Here is a 26,858-nt window from a genome sequence, read left to right on the forward strand (position 1 = left end):
AATGTCGTTCAAAGATCGTCTGTTCATCTGCAGCCAGTACCTGCTGCCGCACCACCTGCTGTCCCGGCTGATCGGCTTCGCCGCCGACTGCCGGGCGACCTGGTTCAAGGACCGCCTGATCGCCTGGTTCGCCCGGCGCTACCAGGTCGACATGCGCGAAGCGCAGGTCGAGGACCTGCAGGCCTATGAACATTTCAATGCCTTCTTCACCCGCGCCCTGAAGGATGGCGCCCGCCCGCTGGCCCAGGAGCCCGGCGCGGTGCTCTGCCCGGCCGATGGCGCGATCAGCCAGCTCGGCCCGATCGAGCACGGGCGGATCTTCCAGGCCAAAGGCCACAGCTACAGCCTGGCCGAACTGCTCGGCGGCGACGCCGAACTGGCCGCGCCCTTCATGGGCGGCGACTTCGCCACCGTCTACCTGTCCCCCCGGGACTACCACCGCGTGCACATGCCGCTGGCCGGCACCCTGCGCGAGATGGTCTACGTTCCCGGCCGGCTGTTCTCGGTGAACCAGACCACCGCGGAAAACGTTCCCGAGCTGTTCGCCCGCAACGAGCGGGTGGTCTGCCTGTTCGACACCGAGCGCGGTCCGATGGCCGTGGTGCTGGTAGGCGCGATGATCGTAGCCTCCATCGAAACCGTCTGGGCCGGCCTGGTTACGCCGCCGAAGCGCGAACTGAAGACCTTCCGCTACGACGAAGCCGCCCGTGCGCCGATCCGCCTGGAAAAAGGCGCCGAGCTCGGTCGCTTCAAGCTGGGCTCCACCGCCATCGTCCTGTTCGGCCCGCAGCAGGTCGCGTTCAACGACGGCCTCGGGGCAGCGAGCCCGGTGCGCATGGGAGAATGCCTGGCCCTGCCGAAACAGTCCTGACCTCGCCGGGACGGAGCGCCCCGAGCGTCTCCGTCCCATCTCTCCCCGCCGCCGGGACCTCCCGGCGGGATCGTGGCGTCCGAAGGCTGCGGGTCCATTTCGATGCTGCTAGAGTTCGGAAAGGTCCTATCGAGCCTGTGCCGACCCCTCGGTCAGGAAAGCGGACTGCCGCACAGTTCCTGTCCTGGCCACGACGATGAACCCGCCTCCCGTGTTAAGAAAGAGGAGGCGCAGCCGCGGCGATCGGAAGTCCGGCACCTCTCCGGGGCTTCATCCCCCCGTAGAGCCTTTTCAGTAGCGGAGCCGTCTAACCCCCCATGGAAAACCAGAGCCCCCACCTCTCGTTGCGCGTCCCCACTCCGACGCAGCAGAACCTGAGCTTCTGCGACGCCACCCCGAAGGACATCAAGTACTGGCTGGCGCACCTGCCCAAGGCCAACCTCGGGGAAACCGCGCGCCAGCTCTACCAGGGCCTGATCGAACTCAACCAGTTGGTGCTGCCCGTCGAGGCCCGCCTGCAACTGCTCGAACTGTTCCGTCCAGAGGTGCATTTCGTCTGCGCCCACCTGGAACGGCACTTCCTCAACCAGGCCATCGTCCTCGACGAACGGCCGCGCAAGATCGCCAACCTCTGCCAGGCCCTGCAGAACCACCTGGCCATCGGCTACAAGCTGATCGTGGTCCAGGAAGCGCCGCGCAACAGCCGCGACCGCGCGCAGCTGTTCGCGGTCGGCATCCAGCGGGCGATCCGCAGCCTGTGCGGGCCGCTGATCCGCGCCAGCCAGTTGTACTGCCCGGTCCCCGAGGGGCTTTGGCTGGAACTCCACCAGCTCTACCAGTTGGCCAGCCAGCGCGGCGTGCATCGTCTCGCGGTGCGCGACGAACTGGCCAAGCACACCCCCGGCCTGAGCGTCGAGCAGGCCTACCTGATTCCGCTGCTGCTCGGCTGCGCGCGCTGCAACCAGATGCGCCAGAACAACATTGCACGGCTCGCCGAGGTGCTCGAACCCTGGAGCCAGCTGCTGTCGATACAGAGCGCGACGCTGCCCGGCTCGCTGTTCATCGCCGTGCCGCAGATCGACGGCCCGCCGCGCTACCGTTCGCTGTACCCGGAGACCCAACTGGCCAATGCCCTGGGCATCGACACCCAGCCGCTGGTCGAGCTGATCCGCGAATACCTGCTGCAGCCCGAGGCCGAACGCGCGAAAGCACGCCTGCCGCTGATCGAAGGGGTGACCCTGGACCTGCTGCAACATCTCTCCTCGGCCTGGGGTGACATCGCCGAACGTACCTTCCAGCGCACCCAGGGCCAGGGCCAGTTGACCCTGTGCATCGGCATGAGCGCCCTGCACTACTTCCTCGCCGGGCGCCGCCCGTTCAACGAGGTCCTGCAGATCCAGGAAGCGCCCGAGGCGCCTCGCTTCAAGGCCGACGTCCAGGACGCCTGGGCCGGCGCCTTCGATGCACAGAAGGTCACCGACTGGCAGCCCGGCATGCCGCTGGAGGAAATCGAATACCGCCCGCATCAGTCGCCCCGCAGTGTGCAACCCGGGCACCCGCAGGCCTACGCACAGGCTGACGCCACCGAGGACTACCCGACCTACGCCCTGCCCATCGTCAACCACAGCCCCGGCGGCTATTGCCTGAGCTGGCCGAAGGAGGTGCCCGCCCAACTGCAGGCGGGCGAACTGGTCGGCCTGCAGGACCTTCCAGGCCAGGCGTGGAGCATCGCGGTGGTGCGCTGGATCCGCCAGGTACGCAATGGCGGCACGCAGATGGGCATCGAGATGATCGCCCCGGCGGCACAGCCCTGCGGCCTGCAACTGCTGCGCAAGACCGAGCAGAGCAGTCACTACCTGCGCGCCCTGCTGCTGCCGGCGATCGCCGCGATCTCGCGGCCGGCGACGGTGATCACCCCGCGCCTGCCGTTCCAGGAGGGCAGCCGGGTGCAGATCAACCTGCACGGCGAGGAGCGGCGCGCGGTGCTGAATCGCCGGCAGGCCTCGACCAGCAGCTTCAGCCAGTTCGAATACCGCTCGGCGGAACCGGTGAACACCCCGAGCGATAAGCCGGTCACAGCGCCAGTGGCCCGGCCGCCTGCGGGGGAGGAAGATTTTGACTCGCTCTGGAAGTCTCTGTAGATTGCCCCGACACCTCCATTCGCCGTCTTTTCGCGCCTGCCCGGACGCGGACTGAGCCCTTTCCATGGCCATCGAAAAGAAAACCATCCGCCTGCTGATTCTGGAAGACTCGCAGAACGAAGCCGAACGCCTGGTCAGTCTGTTCCGCAATGCCGGCCACGCGACCCGCGTACATCGACTGACCTCTCCCGAGGACCTCGCCGAAACCCTCCAGCAAAGCTGGGACCTGCTGATCGCCGCGCCGACCAGCGAGTGTCTCGAGCCCGGCGAGGCGCTCGCCACCTTGCGCCGCCAGTCACGCGACATCCCGTTCATCCAGCTGGTGGCCGACAACAGCTCCGACGCCATCACCGACGCCTTGATGCTCGGCGCCCAGGACGCCCTGCCGCAAGGCGAGGACGAGCGCCTGGTGCTGGTCGCCAACCGCGAGCTGGCCGGCCTCGCCGAACGCCGCGCGCGCCGCGCCGCCGAACTCGCCCTGCGCGAGGCGGAAAAACGCTGCCAGTTGCTGCTCGACAGCTCGGTCGACGCCATCACCTACGTCCACGACGGCATGCACATCTACGCCAACCGCTCCTACATGGCGCTGTTCGGCTACGAGGACGCCGAGGAACTGGAAGGCCTGCCGGTCATCGACCTGATCGCCTCCTGCGACCAGGGCGCCTTCAAGGATTTCCTCAAGGGCTACCAGAACGACCAGCGCCAGACCGAACTGGTTTGCACCGGGGTCAAGCTCGACGGCCAGGAATTCAAGGCGCGCATCAGCCTCTCCGCCGCCACGTACGACGGCGAACCCTGCATCCAGGTGGTGATCCGCGGCGAGGTCGACAACGCCGAGCTGGAAGAAAAGCTCCGCGAAGTCAGCAGCCAGGACCCGGTCACCGGTCTCTACAACCGCAGCCACTTCCTCGACCTGATGGATGCCGCCGTGCAGCAGGCGGTGACCGCCCGCAAGCCGTCGACCCTGGCCTATATCCATCTCAACGGCTACCCCTCTCTCCAGGCCGACCACGGGCTTTCCGGGATCGACCTGCTGCTCGGCCAGTTGGCCGGACTGATGCGTGAACAGTTCGGCGAGGAAGCCGACCTGGCGCGTTTCGGCGATTCGATCTTCGCCGCCCTGTTCAAGGGCAAGACTCCCGAGCAGGCGCAAGCGGCGCTGCAACGACTGCTGAAGAAAGTCGAGAACCACCTTTTCGAGCTGAACGGCCGCAGCGCCCAGGCCACCCTCAGCATCGGCGTCGCCGGTCTCGACGAGAAGACCGCCAAGGCCCAGGACGTGATGAACCGTGCGCATCGCTGCGCCGATGACGCGGCACGCAAGGGCGGGTCGCAGATCAAGCAGTACAACCCGGCGGAAGAGCTTGCCGCCGCCGCCCAGCGCGGCGACGTCATCGCGATCCTCCAGCAGGCGCTGGAGACCAACAGCTTCCGCCTGCTGTTCCAGCCAGTCATCAGCCTGCGCGGCGACAGCCACGAGAACTACGAGGTGCTCCTGCGCCTGCTCAATCCGCAGGGCCAGGAAGTGCCGCCGGCGGAGTTCCTGCATGCCGCCAAGGAAGCCGGGCTGGCGGAGAAGATCGACCGCTGGGTGATCCTCAATTCGATCAAGCTGCTCGCCGAGCATCGCGCCAAGGGGCACCAGACCAAGCTGTTCGTCCACCTGTCCAGCGCGAGCCTGCAAGACCCCGGCCTGCTGCCCTGGCTCGGGGTGGCGCTGAAGGCCGCGCGCCTGCCGCCGGAGTCGCTGGTGTTCCAGATCAGCGAAGCCGACGCCACCAGCTATCTGAAGCAGGCCAAGCAACTGACCCAGGGCCTGGCCACCCTGCATTGCCAGGCGGCGATCAGCCAGTTCGGCTGCTCGCTGAACCCGTTCAACGCGCTGAAGCACCTGACCGTGCAGTTCATCAAGATCGATGGTTCCTTCGTCCAGGACCTCAACCAGGTGGAAAACCAGGAGATCCTCAAGGGCCTGATCGCCGAACTGCACGAACAGCAGAAGCTCAGCATCGTCCCCTTCGTCGAGAGCGCCAGCGTCCTCGCCACCCTGTGGCAAGCCGGCGCCACCTACATCCAGGGCTACTACCTGCAGGGGCCGAGCCAGGCGATGGACTACGACTTCTCCTCGGGAGACGAATGAAGAACGGGCGCCCTGGGCGCCCGTTGCTTTTCCGCTCTACCGACCTGGTTCGTGGCTGCCGGGCCGGCAAGAGACGCCCGCCGGCCTCAGGCTCGTCCTTCGCGGTCGCGGTAGCCGAGCAGGTAGAGGATGCCGTCCAGGCCCAGGGTCGAGATCGCCTGCTTGGCCGACTGCTTGACCAGCGGCTTGGCGCGGAACGCCACGCCCAGGCCGGCCAGGCCGAGCATCGGCAGGTCGTTGGCGCCGTCGCCGACGGCGATGGTCTGCTCCAGGCTCAGGCCTTCCTTCGCCGCCAGTTCGCGCAGCAGGTCGGCCTTGCGCTGGGCATCGACGATCGGCTCGACCGCCACCCCGGTGACCTTGCCGTCGACGATCTGCAACTCGTTGGCGAACACGTAGTCGATCCCCAGCTTCGCCTGCAATTGACGGGCGAAATAGGTGAAGCCGCCGGACAGGATGGCGGTCTTGTAACCCAGGCGCTTGAGTTCGGCGAACAGGGTTTCCGCACCCTCGGTCAGACGCAGCGAGGCGCCGATCTCCTCCAGCACGTCTTCCGACAGCCCCTGCAGCAGCGCCAGGCGCTCCTTGAAGCTGGCGCGGAAGTCCAGTTCACCGCGCATCGCCCGCTCGGTGATCGCGGCGACCTTCTCGCCGACGCCGGCGGCTTTGGCCAGTTCGTCGATGACTTCCGCCTCGATCAGCGTCGAATCCATGTCGAACACCGCCAGCCGGCGGTTGCGGCGGAACACGCTGTCCTGCTGGAAAGCGATGTCGACGTTCAATTCCTGGGCGACGCTGAGGAATTCCGCACGCAGCGCCGCCGGATCGGCCGGTTCGCCGCGTACCGAGAACTCGATGCAGCCCTTGCCCTGGTCGGCGGGCATGTCCAGCGGCATACGCCCGGAGAGACGGTCGATGTGGTCGATGTTCAGCGCGTACTTGGCGGTGATCGAGCTGACCCTCTGCAGTTGCTCGGCAGTCACCCGGCGGGTGAGCAGGGTCACGATGTGCCGCGCCTTGCCCTGGCCGTCGACCCATTGCCGGTAGTCCTCTTCCGAGACCGGGGTGAAGCGCACCTGCTGGTCCAGCTTGTAGGCGGTGAACAGCACGTCCTTGAGGACCGAGGAACCGGCCTCGGTATCCGGGATTTCCACCAGGATGCCGAACGACAGGGTGTCGTGGATCACCGCCTGGCCGATGTCGAGGATGTTCACCCCGCCCTGGGCCAGTACGCCGGTGATGGCAGCGGTGAGACCGGGGCGGTCTTCCCCGGTGATGTTGATCAGGACAATTTCGCGCAAGGCGTAAGCTCCGCCAGGTAAAAGACGCCATTCTACCCGCTTTCCCGCACACCCGAGAGACGCAGAGCCGGGCATTTGCCATCACCACCGGTCGGAACCGACCGGGAAAACCCGCGAAACCGCCGCGCGGCGGCCTGGAAAGCGCGTCAACGGCCCTTTGCCCCTCGGGGGGCGCTGGTTATACTGCGCGATACCTCTATTTCAGAAGACCGAGCCCCCTGTGACCCGGCCCACGTCCGTCAAGCCCGACAATTTCTTCCTCCTGCTGTTTCGTGCCTTGCGCCAGCGCCGCGTCCCGATCGCCCTGCGGCTCGCCAGCCATAGCCTGATCCTGGTGGCCCTGGCCCTGCTGATCTACGCCTGGGTCATGGGCATGCAGTTTCGCCAGGCCATGCAACAGCAGGCCGATGCCCTGGGCCAGAGCCTGATCACCCAGACCGCCGCGTCCGCCACCGAGTTGCTGGTGTCCAACGACATCCTCAGCCTCAACGTGCTGCTGAACAACCTGGTGAAGAACCCGCTGGTGGCCCATGCGGCGATCTACAGCGTCGACCAGCGCATCCTCGCCGAGGCCGGCAGCCGTCCGAAGCAGAGCCTGCTCGGTGCCACCGAAGGCCTGTACTCGACGCCGATCACCTTCCAGGAAGTGATCGCCGGGCACCTGCGCATCAGCCTGGACATGCAGCAGTTCCAGCAGCCGATGATGATCAGCCTGCAGAGCATGGGCCTGATCAGCCTGATCCTGCTGATCCTCGCCCTGTATTTCAGCCTGCGCCTGGGGCGGCAGATTTCCACACCCTTGTTGCAATTGCGTGTCTGGTTGCGCGATCCGGACAATCCGGCCCCCGGCGCCGAACTGCAGAACGAGCTGGGCGACCTGGCGCGCGACCTGGAAGAGCGCCTGGTGCCGGAGAAGCCGCCGGCGCCGGAGCCGGAAGAAGCACCGCTGCCGCAGAACTTCGACGACATCCTGCTGGAAGACGACGAAGCCGACCTGCGCAGCCGCAAGGTCGAGGCCTCGGCCTTCGAGGAAGACGACATTCCGCTGGGCGACGCCCTGCTGGACGAGACCAAGCCGGTGGAATTCACCTCCATCGACGAAGACCCGCTGGACCAGGACGCCTTCGACGAGAACGGAGCCGAAGCCGGGGAACAGCCCGCAGCGCCCGCCGCTGCGCGCGAACCGCAACACAGTGCGGTGCTGGCGATCCAGCTCGGCGCTCAGGAACAGTTGCGCCGGTTGCCGCGCAGCCGCCTGGTGGATCTCCTGCAACGCTATCGCGACTGCCTGGAACAGGCCGCCCGCCAGTACAAGGGCAGCCTGCACACGCTCAGCGACGGCGGCAGCCTGATTCTCTTCCACAGCCGCGACAACCGCGCCGACTACCTGACCAACGCGCTCTGCTGCGGTGAACTGATGCGTGCGCTCGGCCATGCCCTGCAGATCGAGGTCGCCGACAGCGGCATCACCTTGCAACTGCAACTGGGCCTGAGCCTCGGCGAAGACCTCAGCGAACAGACCCAGGCCGACCTGCTGCTCAACGAAACCGTGCAGAACGCCCTCGCCCTCAACCAGCACAGCCGCAACCTGCTGCTGGTCGAACGCAGCATCGCCGACGACGCGGTGGTCCGCGAGCGCGCCCGTATCCGCGCCATCGCCAGTCCGGAAGGAGCCTGCTGCGTCGAGCGTCTGCTGGAGCCGTATCCGTCGATGCTCGAGCGCCAACTGGCGCGCATGCACGACCGCGCCCGCCCGTGACCACCCTGATCACCCACCCGCTGCCGGTCCTGGCGGTGGGACTGGCCCTTGGCAGCCGGGTGATCCCGCCACACCTGCTGCTGGCAGGCATGCTCGCCGCCTGCCTGCCGGACTTCGACGTAGTCGCCTTCAAGCTCGGCATCGCCTATCACGATGCCTTCGGCCATCGCGGCTTCAGCCATTCGCTATTGTTCGCCGCGATCCTCGGCGCGCTCGCCGCCCTCGCCTGCCGGCCGCTGCATAGCGGACCGCTGAAAGCCGGGCTGTGGGTAGCGCTGGCCACCGCCTCGCACAGCCTGCTGGACGCGATGACCAATGGCGGGCTGGGCGTCGCCTGGTTCTGGCCCTGGAGCGACGCCCGCTACTTCATGCCGTTCCATCCGATCGCCGTGTCGCCGATCGGTCTGTCGCGCTTCCTCAGCGAACGCGGATTGCTGGTGCTGCAATCGGAGGCGCGCTGGGTCTGGCTGCCCTGCCTGCTGCTGGCGCTCGCCGGCATGGCCCTGCGCTTCCTGTTGCGCCGCTCACGCTGACGCCGAAACGAAAAAGCCCCGCTTCGGCGGGGCTTTCTCCTAGTCGGCTATCGACAATCAGAACCGATAGACCTCGGCGTCGGTGCGAATCGGCACCACCAGTGGCATTTTCGGACCTTCCTCTTCCTTGACCTTCGGCTTGGCCACCGGCTTGCGCGCGGTCGCCGGCGGCGGCGCCTCGGCCGCCACGGCGATCGGCTTGACGTCCTTGGCCAACTGCGCCGCCAGGCGCTTGAGCAGGTCGCTCTGGGCACGGATCTGGTCGCCGATGCTGCCCTGATGCTGTTCTTCCTCGTGGAACACCCGGCTGTCCTTCAGGTCGCCCTTCTGGTCCAACAGGCGCCAGCGCGCCTCGATCACTGCCGGCTGCTTGGGGCCGGAGTCGAGGCGACTGATGGTCAGCATCACCTGGACCTGGGGGGTGAAACCGGGTTTTTCCGGGAACAGCGCCAGGCGGCTGCTGCCCAGCTCGCTGGACATCTGCCGCAGCAGTTGCTGGCTGACATTGGTCTCCAGGTTGCCGGCCCAGCGCGCTTCGGTGGACAGACTGAGAATACCATCGGCCTGCCGCTGCACCATCACATCGCGCTTGAGATAGTCGGCCAGTTGTACCGGCCCGAGCAGGACGGCCGCACCGCCGTCCTTTTTCGGTACCGCAGCGGCACCGACGTCCAACTGGTAGAGCTGGGCCGGCGGATGGACCGCACAACCCGTCAGCCCGAGCAGGCTGACGAGGGAAAGACATGCGAAGACGCGCCACGCGCTCATCGAGAACCACCGTATTTCGCCGAAGATCGGCACTACTGATGCAAGACTTGAATTCTACTGGCCACCCGCCATCGGAAACGGCGGCCGAAGGGGCGTATCATCCCCTAACCAGCGCCATAGCTCCAGAGGCAGAGCGTATTCCGAAACCGGTTTCGGACCACCTGCGTCAGGGGAAAACCCGGCGGAACCCGCCAGGGAGACGACATTCCCCCGGAAAGCCGGCCTCGGAAGAGGCCGCTTTCGCCATTCCCTTGCGGATATGCGAGAGATCGGAGACCGGTAACGGCTCATTTCAATCCTGTGGCGGAATATCCACCAGCAGGCTGTCGACGCGCTGGAAACCGCGCGGCAGCTTGTTGCCTCGCCGGCCTCGCTCCCCCTTGTAGTGTTCCAGGTCGTCGCCCTTGAGCGACAGGGTACGCTTTCCGGCCTGCAGGACCAACGTCGCCCCGGCTGGCAGAACAGCCAGGTCGGTGAGGTATTCCTCGCGGCTGGCCACGCGTTCGCCGGGGATGCCGATGATCTTGTTGCCCTTGCCCTTGCCGAGCTGCGGCAGGTCGGAGACCTTGAACAATAGCAGACGGCCCTCGGTCGTCACGGCCGCCAGCCAATCCTGCTCCACATCGCGCACCGGGCGCGGCGCCACCACGGCGGAGCCGTTGGGCAGGCTGAGCAGGGCCTTGCCGGCCTTGTTCTTGGCCTGCAGGTCCTCGCCCTTGACCACGAAACCATAGCCGGCGTCGGAAGCGATCACGAACAGCGCATCGTCGTCCGGCAGCAGCACGCATTCGAAGCTGGCCCCCGGCGGCGGCGTCAGCCGGCCGCTGAGCGGCTCGCCCTGGCCCCGCGCGGACGGCAGGCTGTGGGCCGGCAGCGAGTAGCTGCGCCCGGTGGAGTCGATGAACACCGCATACTGGTTCGAGCGTCCCGGCGCGGCGGCCTTGAAGCCGTCGCCGGCCTTGTAGGAAAGGCCGGCGGCGTCGATGTCGTGGCCCTTGGCGCAACGCACCCAGCCTTTTTCCGAGAGCACCACGGTCACCGGTTCGGTGGGCATCAGCTCGGTTTCCGACAGCGCGCGGGCCTCGGCGCGGGCGACGATCGGCGAACGGCGGTCGTCGCCGTAGGTCTCGGCATCCTTGATCAGCTCCTCGCGCACCAGCTTCTTCAGCTTGGCCTCGCTGCCGAGCAGGGTCTGCAGGCGCTTCTGCTCCTTCAGCAACTCTTCCTGCTCGCCGCGGATCTTCATCTCTTCCAGGCGCGCCAACTGGCGCAGGCGGGTGTCGAGGATGTAGTCGGCCTGCACCTCGCTGAGTTCGAAGCGCTCCATCAGCACCGCCTTGGGCTGGTCCTCGGTGCGGATGATGTGGATCACCTCGTCGAGGTTGAGGAAGGCGATCAGCAAGCCATCCAGCAGATGCAGGCGGCGCTCGACCTTGTCCAGGCGGAACTGCAGGCGTCGACGCACGGTGCCGATGCGGAACTGCAACCACTCCGAGAGCAACTGGCGCAGGTCCTTGACCTGCGGCTTGCCGTCGAGGCCGATGATGTTCAGGTTGACCCGGTAGCTGGTTTCCAGGTCGGTGGTGGCGAACAGATGGGTCATCAGCTCTTCGACATCGACCCGGTTCGAACGCGGGATGATGACGATGCGGGTCGGGTTCTCGTGGTCCGACTCGTCGCGCAGGTCGGCCACCATCGGCAGCTTCTTGGCCTGCATCTGCCCGGCGATCTGTTCCAGCACCTTGGAACCGGACACCTGGTGCGGCAGGGCGTGGATGACGATGTCGCCGTCCTCGACGCGGTACACCGCGCGCATGCGCACCGAACCGCGGCCGGTCTCGTAGACCTTCTGCAGGTCGGCGCGCGGGGTGATGATCTCGGCTTCGGTGGGGAAGTCCGGGCCCGGCACGTGTTCGCACAATTCGGCGACCGTCGCGCCCGGCTGGTCGAGCAGGCGCACGCAGGCCGACGCGACTTCCCGCAGGTTGTGCGGCGGCACGTCGGTGGCCATGCCCACCGCGATGCCGGTGGTGCCGTTGAGCAGCAGGTTGGGCAGGCGGGCCGGCAGCACGGCCGGCTCGTCGAGGGTGCCGTCGAAGTTCGGTACCCAGTCCACGGTACCCTGGCCCAGTTCGCTGAGCAGCACCTCGGAATAGCGCGACAGGCGCGCCTCGGTATAACGCATGGCGGCGAAGGACTTGGGATCGTCCGGAGCCCCCCAGTTGCCCTGGCCGTCCACCAGCGGATAGCGATAGGAGAACGGCTGCGCCATCAGCACCATGGCCTCGTAGCAGGCCGAGTCGCCGTGCGGGTGGAACTTGCCGAGCACGTCGCCGACGGTGCGCGCCGACTTCTTGTGCTTGGAATCGGCATCCAGCCCCAGTTCGCTCATGGCGTAGACGATGCGTCGCTGCACCGGTTTCAGGCCGTCGCCGATATGCGGCAGGGCGCGGTCCATGATCACGTACATGGAATAGTTCAGATAGGCCTGCTCGGTGAACTCGGCCAACGACCGGCGTTCGACCCCTTCCAGGCTCAGATCGAGGGATTCGCTCATGCGTACCTCACGGAGAAGTGTTTTGGCGCAGCACCAGGGTGCCGTCGCGCTGGGTGAATTCGAGTTGTTTCAGGGCGCTCATGCCGAGTAGCACCTCATCGCCGTCCATGCCCGGCGCAATCAGCGCCGCGACCCCGGACAGGCGGATATCGCCGAGTTGCAGCTGGTCCAGCCGCGTGCGCCAGCCCGTGGCGCGGCCGTTGGCCGTGCTCAGGGTGATCGGCGCGCCGCGCTCCAGCGCGAGTCTTGCCGCCAGGGCTTCCGGCACCGCCACCTGGGTCGCCCCGGTATCGAGCAGGAAGGTCACGCCCTGGCCGTTGATCTGCCCGTTCAGCAGGTAATGGCCCTGGCGGCTGCTGACCAGGCGCAACTCGACGTAGCCGTCGCCATGGATCGATTGCGGCGCCTGGTTCGGGTTGCGCTGTCGATCTTCCCAGACGCCGAAATAGCGCGTCGCCAGCGCCAGCCCGGCGACCCAGGCCAGCACCAGCATGATCCGTCCCAGCCGCTGACCGGGCACCTGTTGCGTCACTTGTCCCCCAACCAGCCGCCGGCGGGCGCGGCGAAGCGCAGGACGAAGGGCCGCACATCGCCATCGGCGCGCGCATGGTCGCCATTGTCGATGCCCAGCCAGGCGCCCTTGTCGTCCAGCGACAGGGCTTCCGCGACGCCATAAGGCAGCTCGTAGCGACGCTCCGGCGCCAGGACCGCCGAGGCGAACGACCAGCAGCGCTCGACCTTGGCCTGGGCCAGGTCGCGGCGGCAGATCTGATGCGCCAGGCGCTCCAGGGTGAACAGCTTGCCGCGGTAGAAGGCGAGGTCGGAGAAATCCTTCGGCAGCTTGCGCGCGCTGCCCAGTTCCGGCGGCGGCTCGATCTTGCCGCCCTCGGCGAGCAGTACGCAGCTGCCCTCGCAGCGCCAGGCACTGTTGTCGCGGTGGGCCACCAGCAGGCCGCGGCGCTCGCGCTCGGCAGCCAGCCAGAGGCGCTTGCCCTCGGGGTCGACGGCGATCCCTTCGAACAGCGCGTTGAAATTCATCAGCATGCCGCTGGCCCGCGCTTGCGGCAGCAGGCCGGGCGGCAGGCGCAGCCAGTTCGGCGTGCCGCTCACCGGCAGTTGCAGGACCGCCGCGTGCGCCTCGCTGACCAGGTAGCGATTGCCGGCGGCATCGCAGGCGATGCCTTCGAAGTCGAGGTTGCCGCCGCGCACCAGGCCACTGAGCCAGACCCGCGTGCTCATGCCCCAGGGCAACCCGCTGTCCGGCGGGGTCGGAGCGATGAAACTCTCGGCCTCGGCCTGCCAGGGCTGGTCGGAGCCTTCGGCCGAGGGTTGCAGGCGATACAGGCGGTCATCGTCGCGGTCGGAAACCGTCCACAGCGCGCCGCCACACCAGGCCAGCCCGGAGAGGTTGCCGCCGCGCATGCCCTCCACCGCATGTTCGGAGATGAAGCTCAAGGCTGCCGGAACCGGTGGCTCTGGCGGCGCCTCGGCCGCCTGGACCAGGCCCCCGAACAGGCCGAGGATGGCCAGCAGGCGGCGCATCAGACCAGCACCTCGGCCAGGTTGCCCTTGCTTTCCAGCCAGGACTTGCGGTCACCGGCGCGCTTCTTGGCCAGCAGCATGTCCATGATCTCCAGGGTTCCGGTGGCGTCCTCCAGGGTGAGCTGGACCAGCCGCCGGGTATTCGGATCCATGGTGGTCTCGCGCAGTTGCAACGGATTCATTTCGCCAAGGCCCTTGAAGCGGGTGACCTGCGGCTTGCCGCGCTTCTTCTCAGCGGCCAGGCGCTCGAGGATGCCGTCGCGCTCGGCTTCGTCGAGGGCGTAGTAGATGTCCTTGCCGAGGTCGATGCGGTACAGCGGCGGCATCGCCACGTAGACGTGGCCGGCTTCCACCAGCGGGCGGAAATGGCGGACGAACAGCGCGCAGAGCAGCGTGGCGATGTGCAGCCCGTCGGAGTCGGCATCCGCGAGGATACAGATCTTGCCGTAGCGCAGCTGGGCCAGGTCACTGGCACCCGGATCGACGCCGATGGCCACCGCGATGTCGTGGACCTCCTGGCTGGCGAGCACCTCGCCGCCGTCCACTTCCCAGGTGTTCAGGATCTTTCCGCGCAGCGGCATGATCGCCTGGAATTCCTTGTCCCGCGCCTGCTTCGCCGAGCCGCCGGCGGAGTCGCCCTCGACCAGGAACAGTTCCGCGCGCATCGGTTCCTGTCCGGCGCAGTCGGCCAGTTTGCCGGGCAGCGCCGGCCCCTGGGTGATCTTCTTGCGCTCGACCTTCTTGCCCGCCTTGAGGCGACGCCCGGCGTTGCTGATCGCCAGTTCCGCCAGTTGCAGGCCGATTTCGGCGTGCTCGTTGAGCCACAGGCTGAAGGCGTCCTTCACCACGCCCGAGACGAACGCCGCCGCCTCGCGGGACGACAGGCGCTCCTTGGTCTGCCCGGAGAACTGCGGCTCCTGCATCTTCATCGAGAGGACGAAGGCGATCCGCTCCCAGACGTCCTCGGGCGCCAGCTTGACGCCGCGCGGCAACAGGTTGCGGAACTCGCAGAACTCGCGCATGGCGTCGAGCAGGCCCTGGCGCAGGCCGTTCACATGGGTGCCGCCCTGGGCCGTGGGAATCAGGTTGACGTAGCTTTCCTGCACCGACTCACCGCCCTCGGGCAGCCACAGCAGGGCCCAGCTCACCGCTTCCTTGGAACCTTCGAGGTTGCCGCAGAAGGGTTCATCGGGCAGGCGCGGCAGCTCGGCGACCGCGTCGGTCAGGTAGGAGCGCAGGCCGTCCTCGAAGTGCCACTCGACGCGCTCGCCGGTGTTCTTGTCCTCGAACACCACGCTCAGGCCCGGGCACAGCACCGCCTTGGCCTTGAGCACATGCTTGAGGCGGCTGACCGAGAACTTCGCCGAATCGAAATACTTCGGATCCGGCCAGAAATGCACGCTGGTACCGGTATTGCGCTTGCCGACCGTGCCGATGACTTCCAGATCGCTGTCCTTGAAGCCGTCGGCGAAGGTCATCCGGTACTCGTTGGCGTCGCGCTTGACGCGTACCTCGACCCGGGTCGAGAGCGCGTTCACCACCGAGATGCCGACCCCGTGCAAGCCGCCGGAGAACTGGTAGTTCTTGTTCGAGAACTTGCCGCCGGCATGCAGCTTGGTAAGGATCAGCTCGACGCCCGGCACGCCCTCTTCCGGGTGGATGTCCACCGGCATGCCGCGGCCATCGTCGATGACTTCCAGCGAGTTGTCCTGGTGCAGGATCACCTGCACGCTCTTCGCGTGGCCGGCCAGGGCTTCGTCGACGCTGTTGTCGATGACTTCCTGGGCCAGGTGGTTGGGGCGGGTGGTGTCGGTGTACATCCCCGGGCGCTTGCGCACCGGGTCGAGGCCGGAAAGGACTTCGATGGCGTCTGCGTTGTAAGTAGCCATGGGGTCTCTATTCAGTCAAAAGTCGAAAAATCGGTGTCGCGCCATAGCGCCGACGGGTAGCCGGCGAACGCCAGCAGCGCCGGCAGGTGCCGGGCGAAGCCCTGGAAACCGTGGTCGCCGCCGGCCTGGATACGTAGCGCGCAGGCTCGGTAGAAGGCCTGCGCGACGCGATAATCGAGGGTTTCGTCGGCGGTCTGCAGCCATACCTGGTAGCGTTCGGGACGTTGCAGGTGCGTGACTTCCAGTTCGGCCAACGCCGCCACGTGGTCCTCGGTGAGTTCCCAGGTCTCGCCGCTGTAGTGGTTGGTCTGCGCACCCAGGTAGCCGTCGAAGGAGCGATGCGGGGCGACCGCCGGATTGACCAGGATCGCCGCCAGGCCATGGCGCTCCGCCAAATGGGTCGCATAGTAGCCACCCAGGGAGCTGCCGACCAGCACCGGTCGCCCGAGCTCGGCGATGGCCCGCTCCAACTGGGCGATAGCCTGCCGTGGGTGATGGTGCAGGGCCGGGACGCGCAGGCCTTCGGCCAGGCCCAAGTGGCCGAAGGCCGCCTGCAGCTGACGCGCCTTGTGCGATTCGGGCGAACTGTTGAAGCCGTGGATATACAGCAGGGATGGGCTGGTCGCGGTCATCGGGAACGGGCTAATGGGCTTCAACTCGGTAGGGAAAGCCGAACGGTAACAGCTTCCAGGCTTCATCTTCCAGCCTGCGCGCCGATCGGCAACGACGCACGTGGCCGCGGTATCCCGCGACCGGGGGCATGTCAGTATCCGGCGGTGTCGTAGTCCACTTCGAAGACGACGTCATCGACCCGCGAGATCCCCGTTTCCAGGCGCCCGTCGTCGTGCAGGCGCAACCAGCGGTAGCCCGGCGCCAGGCGGTCGAGGGTGAAGTCGCTGCTGCCGGGGGCGAACTGCACGCAGGTGGACGGCGAAGCCAGCAGGCGCAGCGGGCCGCGCTGGCGGTCGAACTCCTGGTGAATGTGCCCCCACAGCAGGCAGCGCACCTGCGGATAGGGTGCCAGCAGGTCGAACAGCGCCTGCGGGTTGCGCAGGCCGATGGGGTCCATCCAGTCGCTGCCGATCGGCACCGGGTGGTGATGGAAGGAAACCAGCAGGAAGCGTTCGCCGGCGCTGTCGATGGCGCGCCGCAGCAGCTCCAGCTGATCCTCCTCGAGATAGCCCGGCACCGCGCCGGGAATGCTCGAGTCGAGCAACACCACGCGCCAGTTGCCGACGTCGACGACCTGCTCCAGCAGGTCGCTGCCCTCGGTCGCCCGCTGCATCGGCTCGCGTTCGTCGTGGTTACCGGCGAACCAGCGCAACGGCGCGTCCAGGGGGGCGCTCAACCTGCGGAAGCGTGTGTAGGAATCGAGGCTGCCGTCCTGGGAGACGTCGCCGGTGGCGAGAATCAGGTCGATCCGCGGCTGCTCCCGGGCGACCCGCTCGACCACCTTCTCCAGGCTATGGGCGGTATCCATGCCAAGCAGGCGCGCGCCATCCTCGGCGAACAGGTGGCTGTCCGAAAGCTGCACCAGCAGTACGGAGGCGTCGGTGGCGGGAGTGTTCGAATGGCGTGACAAGGGGCCGTCTCCTGAAGGCGAGGCGTCCGCGGTGAAAGGGATGATTATGGTGACCGACGAAAGTGGCGGCAAACCCGGAAAGCGGAACAGATCACAGTTGCGAGGACTACTTTTGGCTTGATGTCATTCAACTGGCCTTTTGCCTGCAACCGCTCAGCGCTGGGCCACCGGCTCCATTTCGTGGCCGCAGGCCAGGCAATGGGCGAGCCACTCGCCGAGGAACAGGTTGAGCTGGTTCTTCTCGTCGGGCTGGTGCATCGCCTGGTTCGGGTAGGGATAGATCGCCATCAGCCGCCGCGCCTGTTCGGCGCCGATCACCTCGGCCATCCGCGCATCGTGGTAGACCCGCACTTCCAGCCGCGGCGCCGGCAACCAGGGCAGGCCCAGTTCCTGGCGCACCTGAAGGGTGGTGGTGTAGGGGCAGGCCTCGGTCACTTCCAGCGCAAGTACGCCGAGCAGCCGCTCCCCTTCGCTCAGCGCGACCCGGCGCGAGGCCTGCGCCTCGCGCATGTCCGGGAGCAGGCGCATGAGCCGCGCGTAGTTCGCTTCGCAGGTCGCCTGCAGGCTGGCCAGGTCGACCCGGTAGCGCTCGCGCAGCAGGTTCAGGCCCATAGCCCACGCACCTCGGCCCGGTTCAGGGCCAGCCACTGCAGGGCGATGATGCTCGCCGCGTTGTTGATCCGCCCGTCGCGCACGGCCTGCAGCGCATCTTCCAACGGCCAGACGTGGACGCGGATGTCCTCGCCCTCCTCCGGCAAGCCATGCACGCCGCCGACGCCTTCGCTGTCGCAACGGCCGACGAACAGGTGCACCACTTCGTCGGTGCCGCCCGGCGACGGCAGGTACTGGGTTATCGGCCAGAGCGCACCGAGAGTCAGCCCGGCCTCCTCCATCGCCTCGCGATGGGCCACTTCCTCCGGTTGCTCGTCCTTGTCGATCAGGCCGGCGACCAGCTCCAGCAGCCAGGGGTTGGCGAGCTTCTGCATCGCCCCGACGCGGAATTGCTCGATGAGCACCACGCAATCGCGCTGCGGGTCGTAGGGCAGCACGCAGACCGCGTCATGGCGGACGAACAGTTCCCGACTGATTTCCCGGCCCATGCTGCCGTCGAACTGGCGATGCCGCAGGCGCAGGCGATCGAGACGATAGAAGCCGCGGAAGCATTCCTCGCGCTGCACGAGCTCGACGTCACCGGGGGCGGGTTTGAAGGTTTCGGACATCCTCGACTCACTTCACTCGGGTATGTGGGTTTCGCGCCATCCTATCGCGGCCCGGCGCAGGGCGCAGCCACTTTCAGGACAGCTCGGGAAAACTTCGTGGCGCTCGCCGCACGGGCGTGTTTCCCGGCCACGGCTAGGCCATACTTGGGGTTTGCGCGGGCCGAACTCAAGCGCGACGCCAGGGTCGAAACGGACTGGTCGACGCTTCGAGCCCGCCCATCCACCGTCGCAAAAGGAATCCCATGCGCCTTCTGAAATTCGCCGCCCTCGGCAGCCTGGTCGTTCTGCTGAGCGCCTGCCAGAGCCTCTTCAAGCCCGGCCTCGACGACCCGCTGCCCACCGAGCGCCTCGCCAGCGAGCACCTGAAGCCCGGCTGTCAGGGCGAACAGTGTCCCTTGGTAAACATCGACACCTTGAAGTTCCCCGACGAACCGCAGTTGGACCCGATCGTCGAGCGCGCCCTGCTGGAAATGACCCGGGAAAACAACGAAACGCCCCTGCCGGCATCGCTGGCGGCCTACGAGCGGCAGTTCCTGGACAGCGCCGAGCCGGGCTGGAGCAGCTACCTGCAAGCCAAGGTGCGCGAACAACATGACGGTCTGGTGATCATCGAGCTTTCCAGCTACCTGTTCACCGGCGGCGCCCACGGCATGCCCGGTCGCGGCTTCATCAACTACGACCGCAGGCAGCACAAGGTGCTGAGCCTGCAGGGCATGCTGGTTCCCGGCCAGGAAGAAGCCTTCTGGAAACAGGCCGAGCTGGCGCACAAGGCCTGGCTGCTGGCCAACAAGCTCGACCAGGACGCCGATTTCCAGAAGACCTGGCCGTTCCAGCGCACCCCGCACGTGGCATTGACCTTCGGCGCGGTGACGCTGAAGTACGACGCCTACTCCATCGCGCCGTATTCCTATGCCCACCCCGAACTGAAGATCCCGTATCCGCGCCTGAACGGCATCGTCAAGCCGAACCTGTTCCCCGGCCGCGGCTGACGCTTCCGACGCTCCGCAGCCCCTCGCCACGGCGAGGGGCCCCGTGGCGCGGCCTAGACCTGCCTGTAGATCACCGATCCTTCGTCCTTGAAGCGCGCCGCCTGCTCCTGGAAGCCAGCCTCGATGGCCTTGCTCTCGTCGGACAGGCCGTTCTCCTTGGCGTAGTCGCGGACTTCCTGGGTGATCTTCATCGAGCAGAACTTCGGTCCGCACATGGAGCAGAAGTGCGCGACCTTGGCCGAGTCCTTCGGCAGGGTCTCGTCATGGAACGCCCGCGCGGTGTCCGGGTCCAGGCCAAGGTTGAACTGGTCCTCCCAACGGAACTCGAAGCGCGCCTTGGACAGCGCGTTGTCGCGGATCTGCGCGCCCGGGTGGCCCTTGGCGAGGTCGGCGGCATGGGCGGCGATCTTGTAGGTGATGATCCCGGTCTTCACATCATCCTTGTTCGGCAGACCCAGGTGCTCCTTGGGCGTGACGTAGCAGAGCATGGCGCAGCCGAACCAGCCGATCATCGCCGCGCCGATGCCGGAGGTGATGTGGTCGTAGCCGGGGGCGATGTCGGTGGTCAGCGGGCCGAGGGTGTAGAACGGCGCCTCGTCACAGCACTCCAGCTGCTTGTCCATGTTTTCCTTGATCAATTGCATCGGCACGTGGCCGGGACCTTCGATCATCACCTGCACGTCGTGCTTCCAGGCGATCTTGGTCAGCTCGCCGAGGGTTTCCAGCTCGCCGAACTGGGCGGCGTCGTTGGCGTCGGCCACCGAGCCCGGACGCAGGCCATCGCCCAGCGAGAAGCTGACGTCGTAGGCCTTCATGATTTCGCAGATCTCTTCGAAATGCGTGTAGAGGAAGTTCTCCTGGTGGTGCGCCAGGCACCACTTGGCCATGATCGAGCCGCCGCGGGAAACGATGCCGGTGACCCGCTTGGCGGTCAGCGGCACATAGCGCAGCAGCACGCCGGCGTGGATGGTGAAGTAGTCGACGCCCTGCTCGGCCTGTTCGATCAGGGTGTCGCGGAAGATTTCCCAGGTCAGGTCCTCGGCGACGCCGTTGACCTTCTCCAGCGCCTGGTAGATCGGTACGGTGCCGATCGGTACCGGGCTGTTGCGCAGGATCCACTCGCGGGTTTCATGGATGTGCTTGCCGGTGGACAGGTCCATCACCGTGTCGGCGCCCCAGCGGATGCCCCAGGTGAGCTTCTCCACCTCTTCCTCGATCGACGAGCCCAGCGCGCTGTTGCCGATGTTGCCGTTGATCTTCACCAGGAAGTTGCGGCCGATGATCATCGGCTCAAGCTCGGTGTGGTTGATGTTCGCCGGAATGATCGCGCGGCCGCGGGCGACTTCCTCGCGGACGAACTCGGGGGTGATTTCCTTCGGGATATTGGCGCCGAAGCTGTGCCCCGGGTGCTGCTGGTCGAGCAGGCCGGCGGCCCGGGCTTCCTGCAGCTTCATGTTCTCGCGGATGGCGATGTATTCCATCTCCGGGGTGATGATGCCTTTCTTCGCGTAGTGCATCTGCGAGACGTTGGCGCCCGGCTTGGCCCGGCGCGGCGTGCGCACGTGGGCGAAGCGCAGGGCGTCGAGGCTGGCGTCGGCCAGGCGGGCCTGGCCGAACTCGGAGGTCAGGCCGGGGAGGATCTCGGTGTCGCCGCGCTCGTCGATCCAGCGCGAACGCACGTCAGGCAGGCCCTTGCGCAGGTCGATGCGGACCTCAGGGTCGGTATACGGGCCGGAGGTGTCGTAGACGAACACCGGCGGGTTTTTTTCGCCGCCGAAGGCGGTGGGGGTGTCGGCGAGGGAGATTTCCCGCACCGGGACGCGGATGTCCGGGCGCGAGCCGGTCAGGTAGACCTTGCGCGAGTTCGGGAAAGGCTGCGTCGACTGGCGGTCGAGCTGCTCAAGGCGGGTGATGTTGTTCTTCTGCGTTGCGCTCATCGATGGCTCTCCTGGGTGATTGTCGGGAGAACCTGGCACGCGGGGCCACCGGGACTGGTGGCGAGAAGGACGCGCCGGCAAGGCAGGCATGGCGCGGACATCTTGTTCCCTACGCGGGTTGCTGCGGTCCGCGCGAGGCGGAACCGGACGCTAGCCCGATCAGGTTCAACGGGATCCGGAACTATCCGATCTCAGCCCCTCGTATAGGGCACCCCGACAAGAACCCCGGCAGTCTAATCAACACCGGCGGGATACGCCAACGGGAAAACGCCCCGCCCGACCGGCAGTCATGGTCCGGTCCGGCGCCCTCTCGCCAGGGAAGACGCAGATCCCCGCACGTTCGCCGGCACATCGATCCGGACTGGCTCTTCGATCAGTTGCCGCGCAGGTGCCTTGACCGCCACCGGTAGCGACCTTAGCCTTGCCCCACCTCGCATCTTTTCCAGGACGAACGAATGCTGCGCAGACTCTCCCTGGCGGCCGCCGTGGCCGCTGCTACCGGTGTCGCCTGGGCCGCCCAGCCGACCCCGCTGCCGACCAAGACCGACCTGATCAGCGTCTACAAGGAAGCCGTCGACAACAACGCCGACCTCGCCGCCGCCCAGGCCGACTACCTGGCGCGCAAGGAAGTGGTGCCCCAGGCCCGCGCCGGCCTGCTGCCGCAGCTCGGCGCCGGCGCCCGCGTCGGAGACACCCGGATCGCATTCGACGAGCGTCCGGCGACCGTCAAGCGCAACAGCCAGGTCGTCCAGGCCACCCTCAGCCAGCCGTTGTTCCGCGCCGACCGCTGGTTCCAGTGGCAGGCCGCCAAGGAAACCAGCGACCAGGCCCGGCTGGAATTCTCCGCGACCCAGCAGGACCTGATCCTGCGCAGCGCCGAGACCTACTTCACGGTGCTCCGCGCCCAGGACAACCTGGCCACCAGCAAGGCCGAGGAAGCCGCCTTCAAGCGCCAGCTGGACCAGGCCAACGAGCGCTTCGACGTGGGCCTTTCCGACAAGACCGACGTGCTCGAGGCCCAGGCCAGCTACGACACCGCCCGCGCCAACCGGTTGATCGCCGAACAGCGCGTGGACGATGCCTTCCAGGCCCTGGTGACCCTGACCAACCGCGACTACAGCGCCATCGAGGGCATGCGCCACACCCTGCCGGTGGTGCCGCCGGCGCCGAACGACGCCAAGGCCTGGGTCGACACCGCGGTGCAGCAGAACCTGCGCCTGCTGGCCAGCAACTACGCGGTCAACGCCGCCGAGGAAACCCTCCGCCAGCGCAAGGCCGGGCACCTGCCGACCCTCGATGCCGTGGCCCAGTACCAGAAGGGCGACAACGACGCCCTCGGCTTCGCCAACAGCGCCGCCAATCCGCTGGTGCACTATGGCAAGTATGTCGACGAGCGCAGCATTGGCCTGGAACTGAACATCCCGATCTACAGCGGCGGCCTGACCTCCTCCCAGGTCCGCGAGTCCTACCAGCGCCTCAACCAGAGCGAGCAATCCCGCGAAGGCCAGCGCCGCCAGGTGGTGCAGGATACCCGCAACCTGCACCGCGCGGTGAATACCGACGTCGAGCAGGTCCAGGCGCGGCGCCAGGCGATCATCTCCAACCAGAGTTCGCTGGAAGCCACCGAGATCGGCTACCAGGTCGGCACCCGTAACATCGTCGACGTGCTCAACGCCCAGCGCCAGCTGTACGCCGCCGTGCGCGACTACAACAACAGCCGCTACGACTACATCCTCGATACCCTGCGCCTGAAGCAGGCGGCCGGCACCCTCAGCCCGGCCGACCTGGAGGCGCTCAGCGCCTACCTGAAGCAGGACTACGATCCGGACAAGGACTTCCTCCCGCCGGACCTGGCCAAGGCCGCCGCCGAGCAGTTACAGAGCAAGCCGCGCCAGCAGTACTAGCACGAGCCAAGACGCCCCCGGTCGGGGGCGTCTTCGCTTGACTGGCCTGGCGCGCGTCGCCCGGGTCAGCGCGCCAGCGGCTGGAGCAGCGCGTCGAACTGCTCCAGCCGCGGGAACCGCAGGGGTACATCCTGCTCGAGATTTTCCAGCCGCGCCCGGTAGGCGCGCAGGAAGTTGCCGCGCGCTTCCTCGCTGATGTATGGCACGTGCCAGGCGACGAAGGGCTCCAGCACCTGCATGCCGACATAGGCCAGGGTGCCGCGCAGGATCGGCCGCAGCATGTCCTCCAGCGGTCCGTGGATGGCACCCTCGCCGAACATGTGCTGGCGCCCGCCCAGGGTCAGGCTGACCAGCGCCTTCTTGCCGGCCAGGCCACCCTGGTCGTAGAAGCGCTTGCCGCCATAGCAGACCCCGGACACCAGTACCCGGTCGAACCACCCCTTGAGGATCGCCGGCACCGAGAACCAGTAGATCGGAAAGTTGAGGATCAGCAGGTCGGCCCACAGCAGCTTGTCCAGCTCGGCCTGGATGTCGGCGGCCAGGCTCTGGCGCTTGACGCTCTCGCGCTGCTCCAGGGCGTACACCAGGTAGTCGGGATCGGCGCGCTCGGCGAAGTCGGCGGCACTGGCCACCGGATTCCAGTTCATCGCGTAGAGATCCGAGACCTGCACCGCGTGGCCCTGGCCTGCCAGGGTCTCGCATGCCTGGTCACAGAGCGCGCGGGTGAAGGATTGCGGTTCGTTGTGGGCGTGGACGATCAGTACGTTCATCGTGGTTTCCGAATCGTGGTGACCGGCCGCATCGCTCGCGGCCGAGGGGTTCAGGCCTGGCCGAGCAACTCGGCGGCGCACAGCGCAATGCGCCGACAGGCTTCGCGCAGCGGTTCGGCGCCCAACACCAGGCCGAGGCGGATGTGACCGGCGGCGCTCGGGCCGAAGGCTTCGCCGGCGAGCACCGATACGCCATGGCGGTCCAGCAGGCGGTCGGCGAAGGCCTGGGCGGAAAGTCCGGTGGGACGGATGTCGACCATCACGAACATGCCGCCGTCCGGGCGCAGTGGACGCAGGCCGGGGCTGTCGGCCAGGCACTCGATTACCAGGTCGCGGCGGCGGCGGTAGGCCTCGCGCATCGCCTCCAACTCCGGCAGCGGCGCTTCCAGCGCGGTGCAGGCGGCATCCTGGATGAATTCCGGCGAGCCATAGAGCATGCACAGGGCGAGGTTCTCCAGGTGCGCGCAGAGTGCTGCGGGACCGACCACCCAGCCGACCCGCCAGCCGGTCATGGCGTGGGATTTCGACAGGCTGTTGAGGGTCGCGGTACGGTCGGCCATCCCCGGCAGGCTGGCCGGGCTGACATGCTCGCCGTCGAACAGCAGTTCGCTGTAGACCTCGTCGGAGATCATCCACAGGTCATGGGCCATGCACAGCTCGGCCAGGGCTTCCCAGGTGGCCCGCGGCAGGCTGGCGCCGGACGGGTTGTGCGGGCTGTTCAGCGCCATCGCGCGCGTGCGCGGGGTGATCAGTGCGGCGACCTCCTCGGCCTGCACGCGGAAGCCATTCTCGGAGCGCACCGGCACCGGCACCACCCGCGCGCCACAGGCGCCGAACACCGCTTCGTAGGTGACGTACATCGGCTCGGCGACTATCACCTCGTCGCCCGGATTCAGCAGGCACTGCACCACCGCGTACAGCGCGCATTGGGCACCTGCCAGCACCACCACCTGCTCCGCGTCCACCGCCTGGCCGCTGCGCCGCCGGTGGCGCTCGGCGATGCGCTGGCGCAGGGCGCGCTTGCCGCGCACGTCGGCGTAGTGGGTATTGCCGGCCAGCAGGCTGTCGATGGCCGCCTGGACGATGGGCGCCGGGGTATCGAAGTCGGGGTCGCCGACCGACAGCAGGAGGATTTCCTCGCCCTGCTCGACCCGCGCCAGCGCGCGATAGTGGATGTCCCAGGCAGCGGCGCCGTCGCCGGCGATACGTTGAGTGAAGTCGGAATAGCGCATGGATGCTCTCCTTGTCCGGCGGTCAGCGCGCGCAGGCGTGCCGCAGTTCGATCAGGGTCACGCCGGGCTGCCCGAAGCCGGCGCGCAGGTCGCGCTCCAGTTCGTCCAGGTCCTGCGGCTGGCGCACCGCGCAACCGTAGGCGCGGCCCAGCAGGGCGAAGTCGGGGTTGCGCGGCAGCACGCCGACCGGCTCGATGTCCAGGCCGAGCATGTCGTCGCGGATCTGGCCGAGCGCGTCGTTGTTCCACAGTAGCACCACCAGCGGACTGTCCAGTTCCTCGCTGGCGGTGGCCAGTTCCTGCGCGGTGTAGAGGAAGCCGCCATCGCCGACCAGCACCAGGCCCGGGCGCTGCGGGGCGCCGAGCTTGGCGCCGATGCCGGCCGGCAGGCCGTAGCCGAGGGTGCCGTAGCCGGTGGGATGCAGCCAGCTGCGCGGCGCTCGGCTGGCGAACGCGTAGTTGCCGGTATAGGCCAGTTGGGTCATGTCGGTGCTGACGAAAGCATCGGCCGGCAGCGCGGCGGCGATCCGGTCGAGGATCGCCTGGTGCAGCGCCTGCAGCGGCGCGTGTGCCGCGCGGATCTCCGCGCGCAGGCGCGCCACCCTCGCGGCGGCCGGCGCGGCGTCGCGGGCCTCCTGCGGCAGGCGCGCCAGCAGCGCCTCAAGGGTCTGCCGGGCATCGCCCCTGAGCGCTACGGCAGAGGGATAGAAGTCGTTGAACTTGCGCGGGTCGATATCGACGCGGATCAGTTCGCCGGACAGCGGCAGGCGTTCGCGCCAGAAGTCGGTGTCGGCCATCTCGGTGCCCACCGCCAGCACCAGGTCGGCCTCGGCGATCATCTCCCAGCCCGGCGCTACGCACAGGCTGGCCCCGGCGTTGAGCGGCGCGTCCGGCGGCAGCAGGCCCTTGCCGGCGACGCTGGTGAACAGCGGCGCGGCCAGGCGCTCGCTCAGCGCGGCAAGCGCATCGCCGGCCGCCAGCGCGCCGCCGCCGGCGATGAGCATTGGTCGCCGGGCCGCAGCCAGGCGCTCCGCCGCCGCCCGCAATGCCTCGGTGCACGGCACACCACGACCAGGGCGGCGCGCCACGGCAGCGCTCCAGTCATGGGCCACCGGCGCGGCAAGCACGTCGAGCGGGATCGAGATATGCACCGGGCGCGGACGCTCGCTGTCGAACACCGCGTAGGCCCGGGCGATCAGTTCGGGCAGCTGTTCCGGGCTCAAGGCCAGGGCGGAGAAGGCAGTGATCGGCGCGGTCATGGCACGCTGATCCTGGGTCTCGTGCAGGCAGCCCCAGCCCTTGCCCAGGCTGGCGCTGTGGTTGACGCTGGAAATCACCAGCAGCGGCACCGAGTCGGCGTAGGCCTGGCCGATGGCGGTGGCGACGTTGGTCACGCCCGGCCCGGTGATGACGAAGCACACTCCCGGCTTGCCGCTGACCCGCGCATAACCGTCGGCCATGAAGCCGGCGCCCTGCTCGTGGCGGGTCAGCACGTGGCGGATGCCGCTGCCCGGAAGTCCGCGGTACAGCTCCAGGGTATGCACGCCGGGGATGCCGAAAACGGTATCCACGCCGTAGTTGGCCAGCAAGCGGACCAGGGCCTGGCCGGCGGTGAGGGTCTTCTGTGGTTGCATGGGCAATATCCTCGTCCAGTTCGGCGACCATCGGAGTCGCCGCTCGCGCCGCAGCGCTCTTGCTCCCATTCCCACAAGCGGGAGGGGGAG

General features: G+C 67.4%; 21 protein-coding genes and 1 riboswitch. Of the genes, 7 read left to right on the forward strand and 14 right to left on the reverse strand.

Annotated features, from left to right (window positions below):
* Nucleotide 1 precedes the first annotated feature (1 nt).
* The 3 genes from asd to fimX all read left to right on the forward strand — a co-directional run bounded on the left by asd (nt 2) and on the right by fimX (nt 5,152).
* Complete coding sequence (gene asd / locus ACYAF3_RS08115; RefSeq protein ID WP_003095677.1) at nt 2-871, forward strand: archaetidylserine decarboxylase; 870 nt, start codon at nt 2-4, stop codon at nt 869-871.
* Between the two features lie 317 nt (nt 872-1,188).
* Nucleotides 1,189-3,012, forward strand: a complete 1,824-nt coding sequence (gene fimW / locus ACYAF3_RS08120) for a cyclic-di-GMP receptor FimW (RefSeq protein ID WP_148111727.1) — start codon at nt 1,189-1,191, stop codon at nt 3,010-3,012.
* 64 nt (nt 3,013-3,076) lie between these two features.
* Entirely contained in the window at nt 3,077-5,152 is a 2,076-nt protein-coding gene (gene fimX, locus ACYAF3_RS08125; protein WP_003095680.1) for a cyclic di-GMP-binding protein FimX, read from the forward strand.
* 86 nt (nt 5,153-5,238) lie between these two features.
* On the opposite strand, the gene serB is transcribed toward fimX, so the two are convergent.
* Nucleotides 5,239-6,453, reverse strand: coding sequence for a phosphoserine phosphatase SerB (gene serB, locus ACYAF3_RS08130; protein ID WP_003095681.1), 1,215 nt, complete (start codon nt 6,451-6,453; stop codon nt 5,239-5,241).
* Between the two features lie 220 nt (nt 6,454-6,673).
* Between serB and ACYAF3_RS08135 the strand changes: the two genes are divergently transcribed.
* Entirely contained in the window at nt 6,674-8,212 is a 1,539-nt protein-coding gene (locus tag ACYAF3_RS08135; RefSeq protein WP_003102052.1) for an AhpA/YtjB family protein, read from the forward strand.
* Nucleotides 8,209-8,745: a metal-dependent hydrolase gene (locus ACYAF3_RS08140; protein ID WP_003161586.1), complete on the forward strand. Its 537-nt coding sequence runs from the start codon at nt 8,209-8,211 to the stop codon at nt 8,743-8,745. Before ACYAF3_RS08135 ends, ACYAF3_RS08140 begins: the two co-directional genes overlap by 4 nt.
* A 57-nt stretch (nt 8,746-8,802) precedes the next feature.
* Here the strand turns inward: ACYAF3_RS08140 and ACYAF3_RS08145 are convergent, their stop codons facing one another.
* From ACYAF3_RS08145 to ACYAF3_RS08185, 9 genes are all read right to left on the reverse strand, one after another.
* A complete protein-coding gene (locus tag ACYAF3_RS08145; protein ID WP_003102054.1) occupies nt 8,803-9,513 on the reverse strand; it encodes a PqiC family protein in 711 nt (236 codons plus the stop codon).
* Between the two features lie 292 nt (nt 9,514-9,805).
* Complete coding sequence (gene parC, locus ACYAF3_RS08150) at nt 9,806-12,070, reverse strand: DNA topoisomerase IV subunit A (protein WP_003095687.1); 2,265 nt, start codon at nt 12,068-12,070, stop codon at nt 9,806-9,808.
* 7 nt (nt 12,071-12,077) lie between these two features.
* Nucleotides 12,078-12,602, reverse strand: a complete 525-nt coding sequence (locus ACYAF3_RS08155) for a retropepsin-like aspartic protease family protein (protein WP_031756329.1) — start codon at nt 12,600-12,602, stop codon at nt 12,078-12,080.
* The gene (locus ACYAF3_RS08160) at nt 12,599-13,612 is read right to left on the reverse strand and encodes an esterase-like activity of phytase family protein (RefSeq protein WP_003102060.1); all 1,014 of its coding nucleotides are present in this window, start codon (nt 13,610-13,612) and stop codon (nt 12,599-12,601) included. Before ACYAF3_RS08160 ends, ACYAF3_RS08155 begins: the two co-directional genes overlap by 4 nt.
* Nucleotides 13,612-15,501: a DNA topoisomerase IV subunit B gene (gene parE, locus ACYAF3_RS08165; RefSeq protein ID WP_003102062.1), complete on the reverse strand. Its 1,890-nt coding sequence runs from the start codon at nt 15,499-15,501 to the stop codon at nt 13,612-13,614. Before parE ends, ACYAF3_RS08160 begins: the two co-directional genes overlap by 1 nt.
* Nucleotides 15,502-15,512: 11 nt before the next feature.
* Entirely contained in the window at nt 15,513-16,133 is a 621-nt protein-coding gene (locus ACYAF3_RS08170; protein ID WP_003102064.1) for a YqiA/YcfP family alpha/beta fold hydrolase, read from the reverse strand.
* Between the two features lie 131 nt (nt 16,134-16,264).
* Complete coding sequence (cpdA, locus tag ACYAF3_RS08175) at nt 16,265-17,083, reverse strand: 3',5'-cyclic-AMP phosphodiesterase (RefSeq protein WP_003102066.1); 819 nt, start codon at nt 17,081-17,083, stop codon at nt 16,265-16,267.
* A 153-nt stretch (nt 17,084-17,236) separates the two neighbouring features.
* Nucleotides 17,237-17,695, reverse strand: a complete 459-nt coding sequence (locus ACYAF3_RS08180; protein ID WP_003102067.1) for a DUF1249 domain-containing protein — start codon at nt 17,693-17,695, stop codon at nt 17,237-17,239.
* A complete protein-coding gene (locus ACYAF3_RS08185; protein ID WP_003095694.1) occupies nt 17,686-18,303 on the reverse strand; it encodes an NUDIX domain-containing protein in 618 nt (205 codons plus the stop codon). Before ACYAF3_RS08185 ends, ACYAF3_RS08180 begins: the two co-directional genes overlap by 10 nt.
* Nucleotides 18,304-18,545: 242 nt before the next feature.
* Between ACYAF3_RS08185 and ACYAF3_RS08190 the strand changes: the two genes are divergently transcribed.
* Nucleotides 18,546-19,292: an RsiV family protein gene (locus ACYAF3_RS08190; protein WP_031756327.1), complete on the forward strand. Its 747-nt coding sequence runs from the start codon at nt 18,546-18,548 to the stop codon at nt 19,290-19,292.
* Between the two features lie 53 nt (nt 19,293-19,345).
* Here ACYAF3_RS08190 and thiC read toward each other — a convergent pair whose 3' ends face one another.
* Nucleotides 19,346-21,229 carry a phosphomethylpyrimidine synthase ThiC gene (gene thiC, locus ACYAF3_RS08195; RefSeq protein WP_003095696.1) on the reverse strand — a complete coding sequence of 628 codons (1,884 nt, stop codon included), beginning with the start codon at nt 21,227-21,229 and terminating at the stop codon, nt 19,346-19,348.
* An 89-nt stretch (nt 21,230-21,318) separates the two neighbouring features.
* A riboswitch (TPP riboswitch) is annotated at nt 21,319-21,455 on the reverse strand.
* 229 nt (nt 21,456-21,684) lie between these two features.
* Here thiC and opmH point away from each other — a divergent pair.
* Complete coding sequence (gene opmH / locus ACYAF3_RS08200) at nt 21,685-23,133, forward strand: efflux transporter outer membrane subunit OpmH (RefSeq protein WP_003095699.1); 1,449 nt, start codon at nt 21,685-21,687, stop codon at nt 23,131-23,133.
* 65 nt (nt 23,134-23,198) lie between these two features.
* On the opposite strand, the gene ACYAF3_RS08205 is transcribed toward opmH, so the two are convergent.
* From ACYAF3_RS08205 to ACYAF3_RS08215, 3 genes are read right to left on the reverse strand one after another with little or no spacing between them, the layout of a single operon-like run.
* Nucleotides 23,199-23,903 (reverse strand): NAD(P)H-dependent oxidoreductase, encoded by a 705-nt coding sequence (locus tag ACYAF3_RS08205; protein ID WP_003102071.1) that lies wholly within the window; start codon nt 23,901-23,903, stop codon nt 23,199-23,201.
* 50 nt (nt 23,904-23,953) lie between these two features.
* A complete protein-coding gene (gene aruH / locus ACYAF3_RS08210) occupies nt 23,954-25,135 on the reverse strand; it encodes an arginine--pyruvate transaminase AruH (protein ID WP_003102073.1) in 1,182 nt (393 codons plus the stop codon).
* 22 nt (nt 25,136-25,157) lie between these two features.
* Entirely contained in the window at nt 25,158-26,837 is a 1,680-nt protein-coding gene (locus ACYAF3_RS08215; protein ID WP_004347641.1) for a 5-guanidino-2-oxopentanoate decarboxylase, read from the reverse strand.
* Between the last annotated feature and the right edge of the window lie 21 nt (nt 26,838-26,858).

It is taken from the genome of Pseudomonas sp. TZ252 (assembly GCF_056110345.1).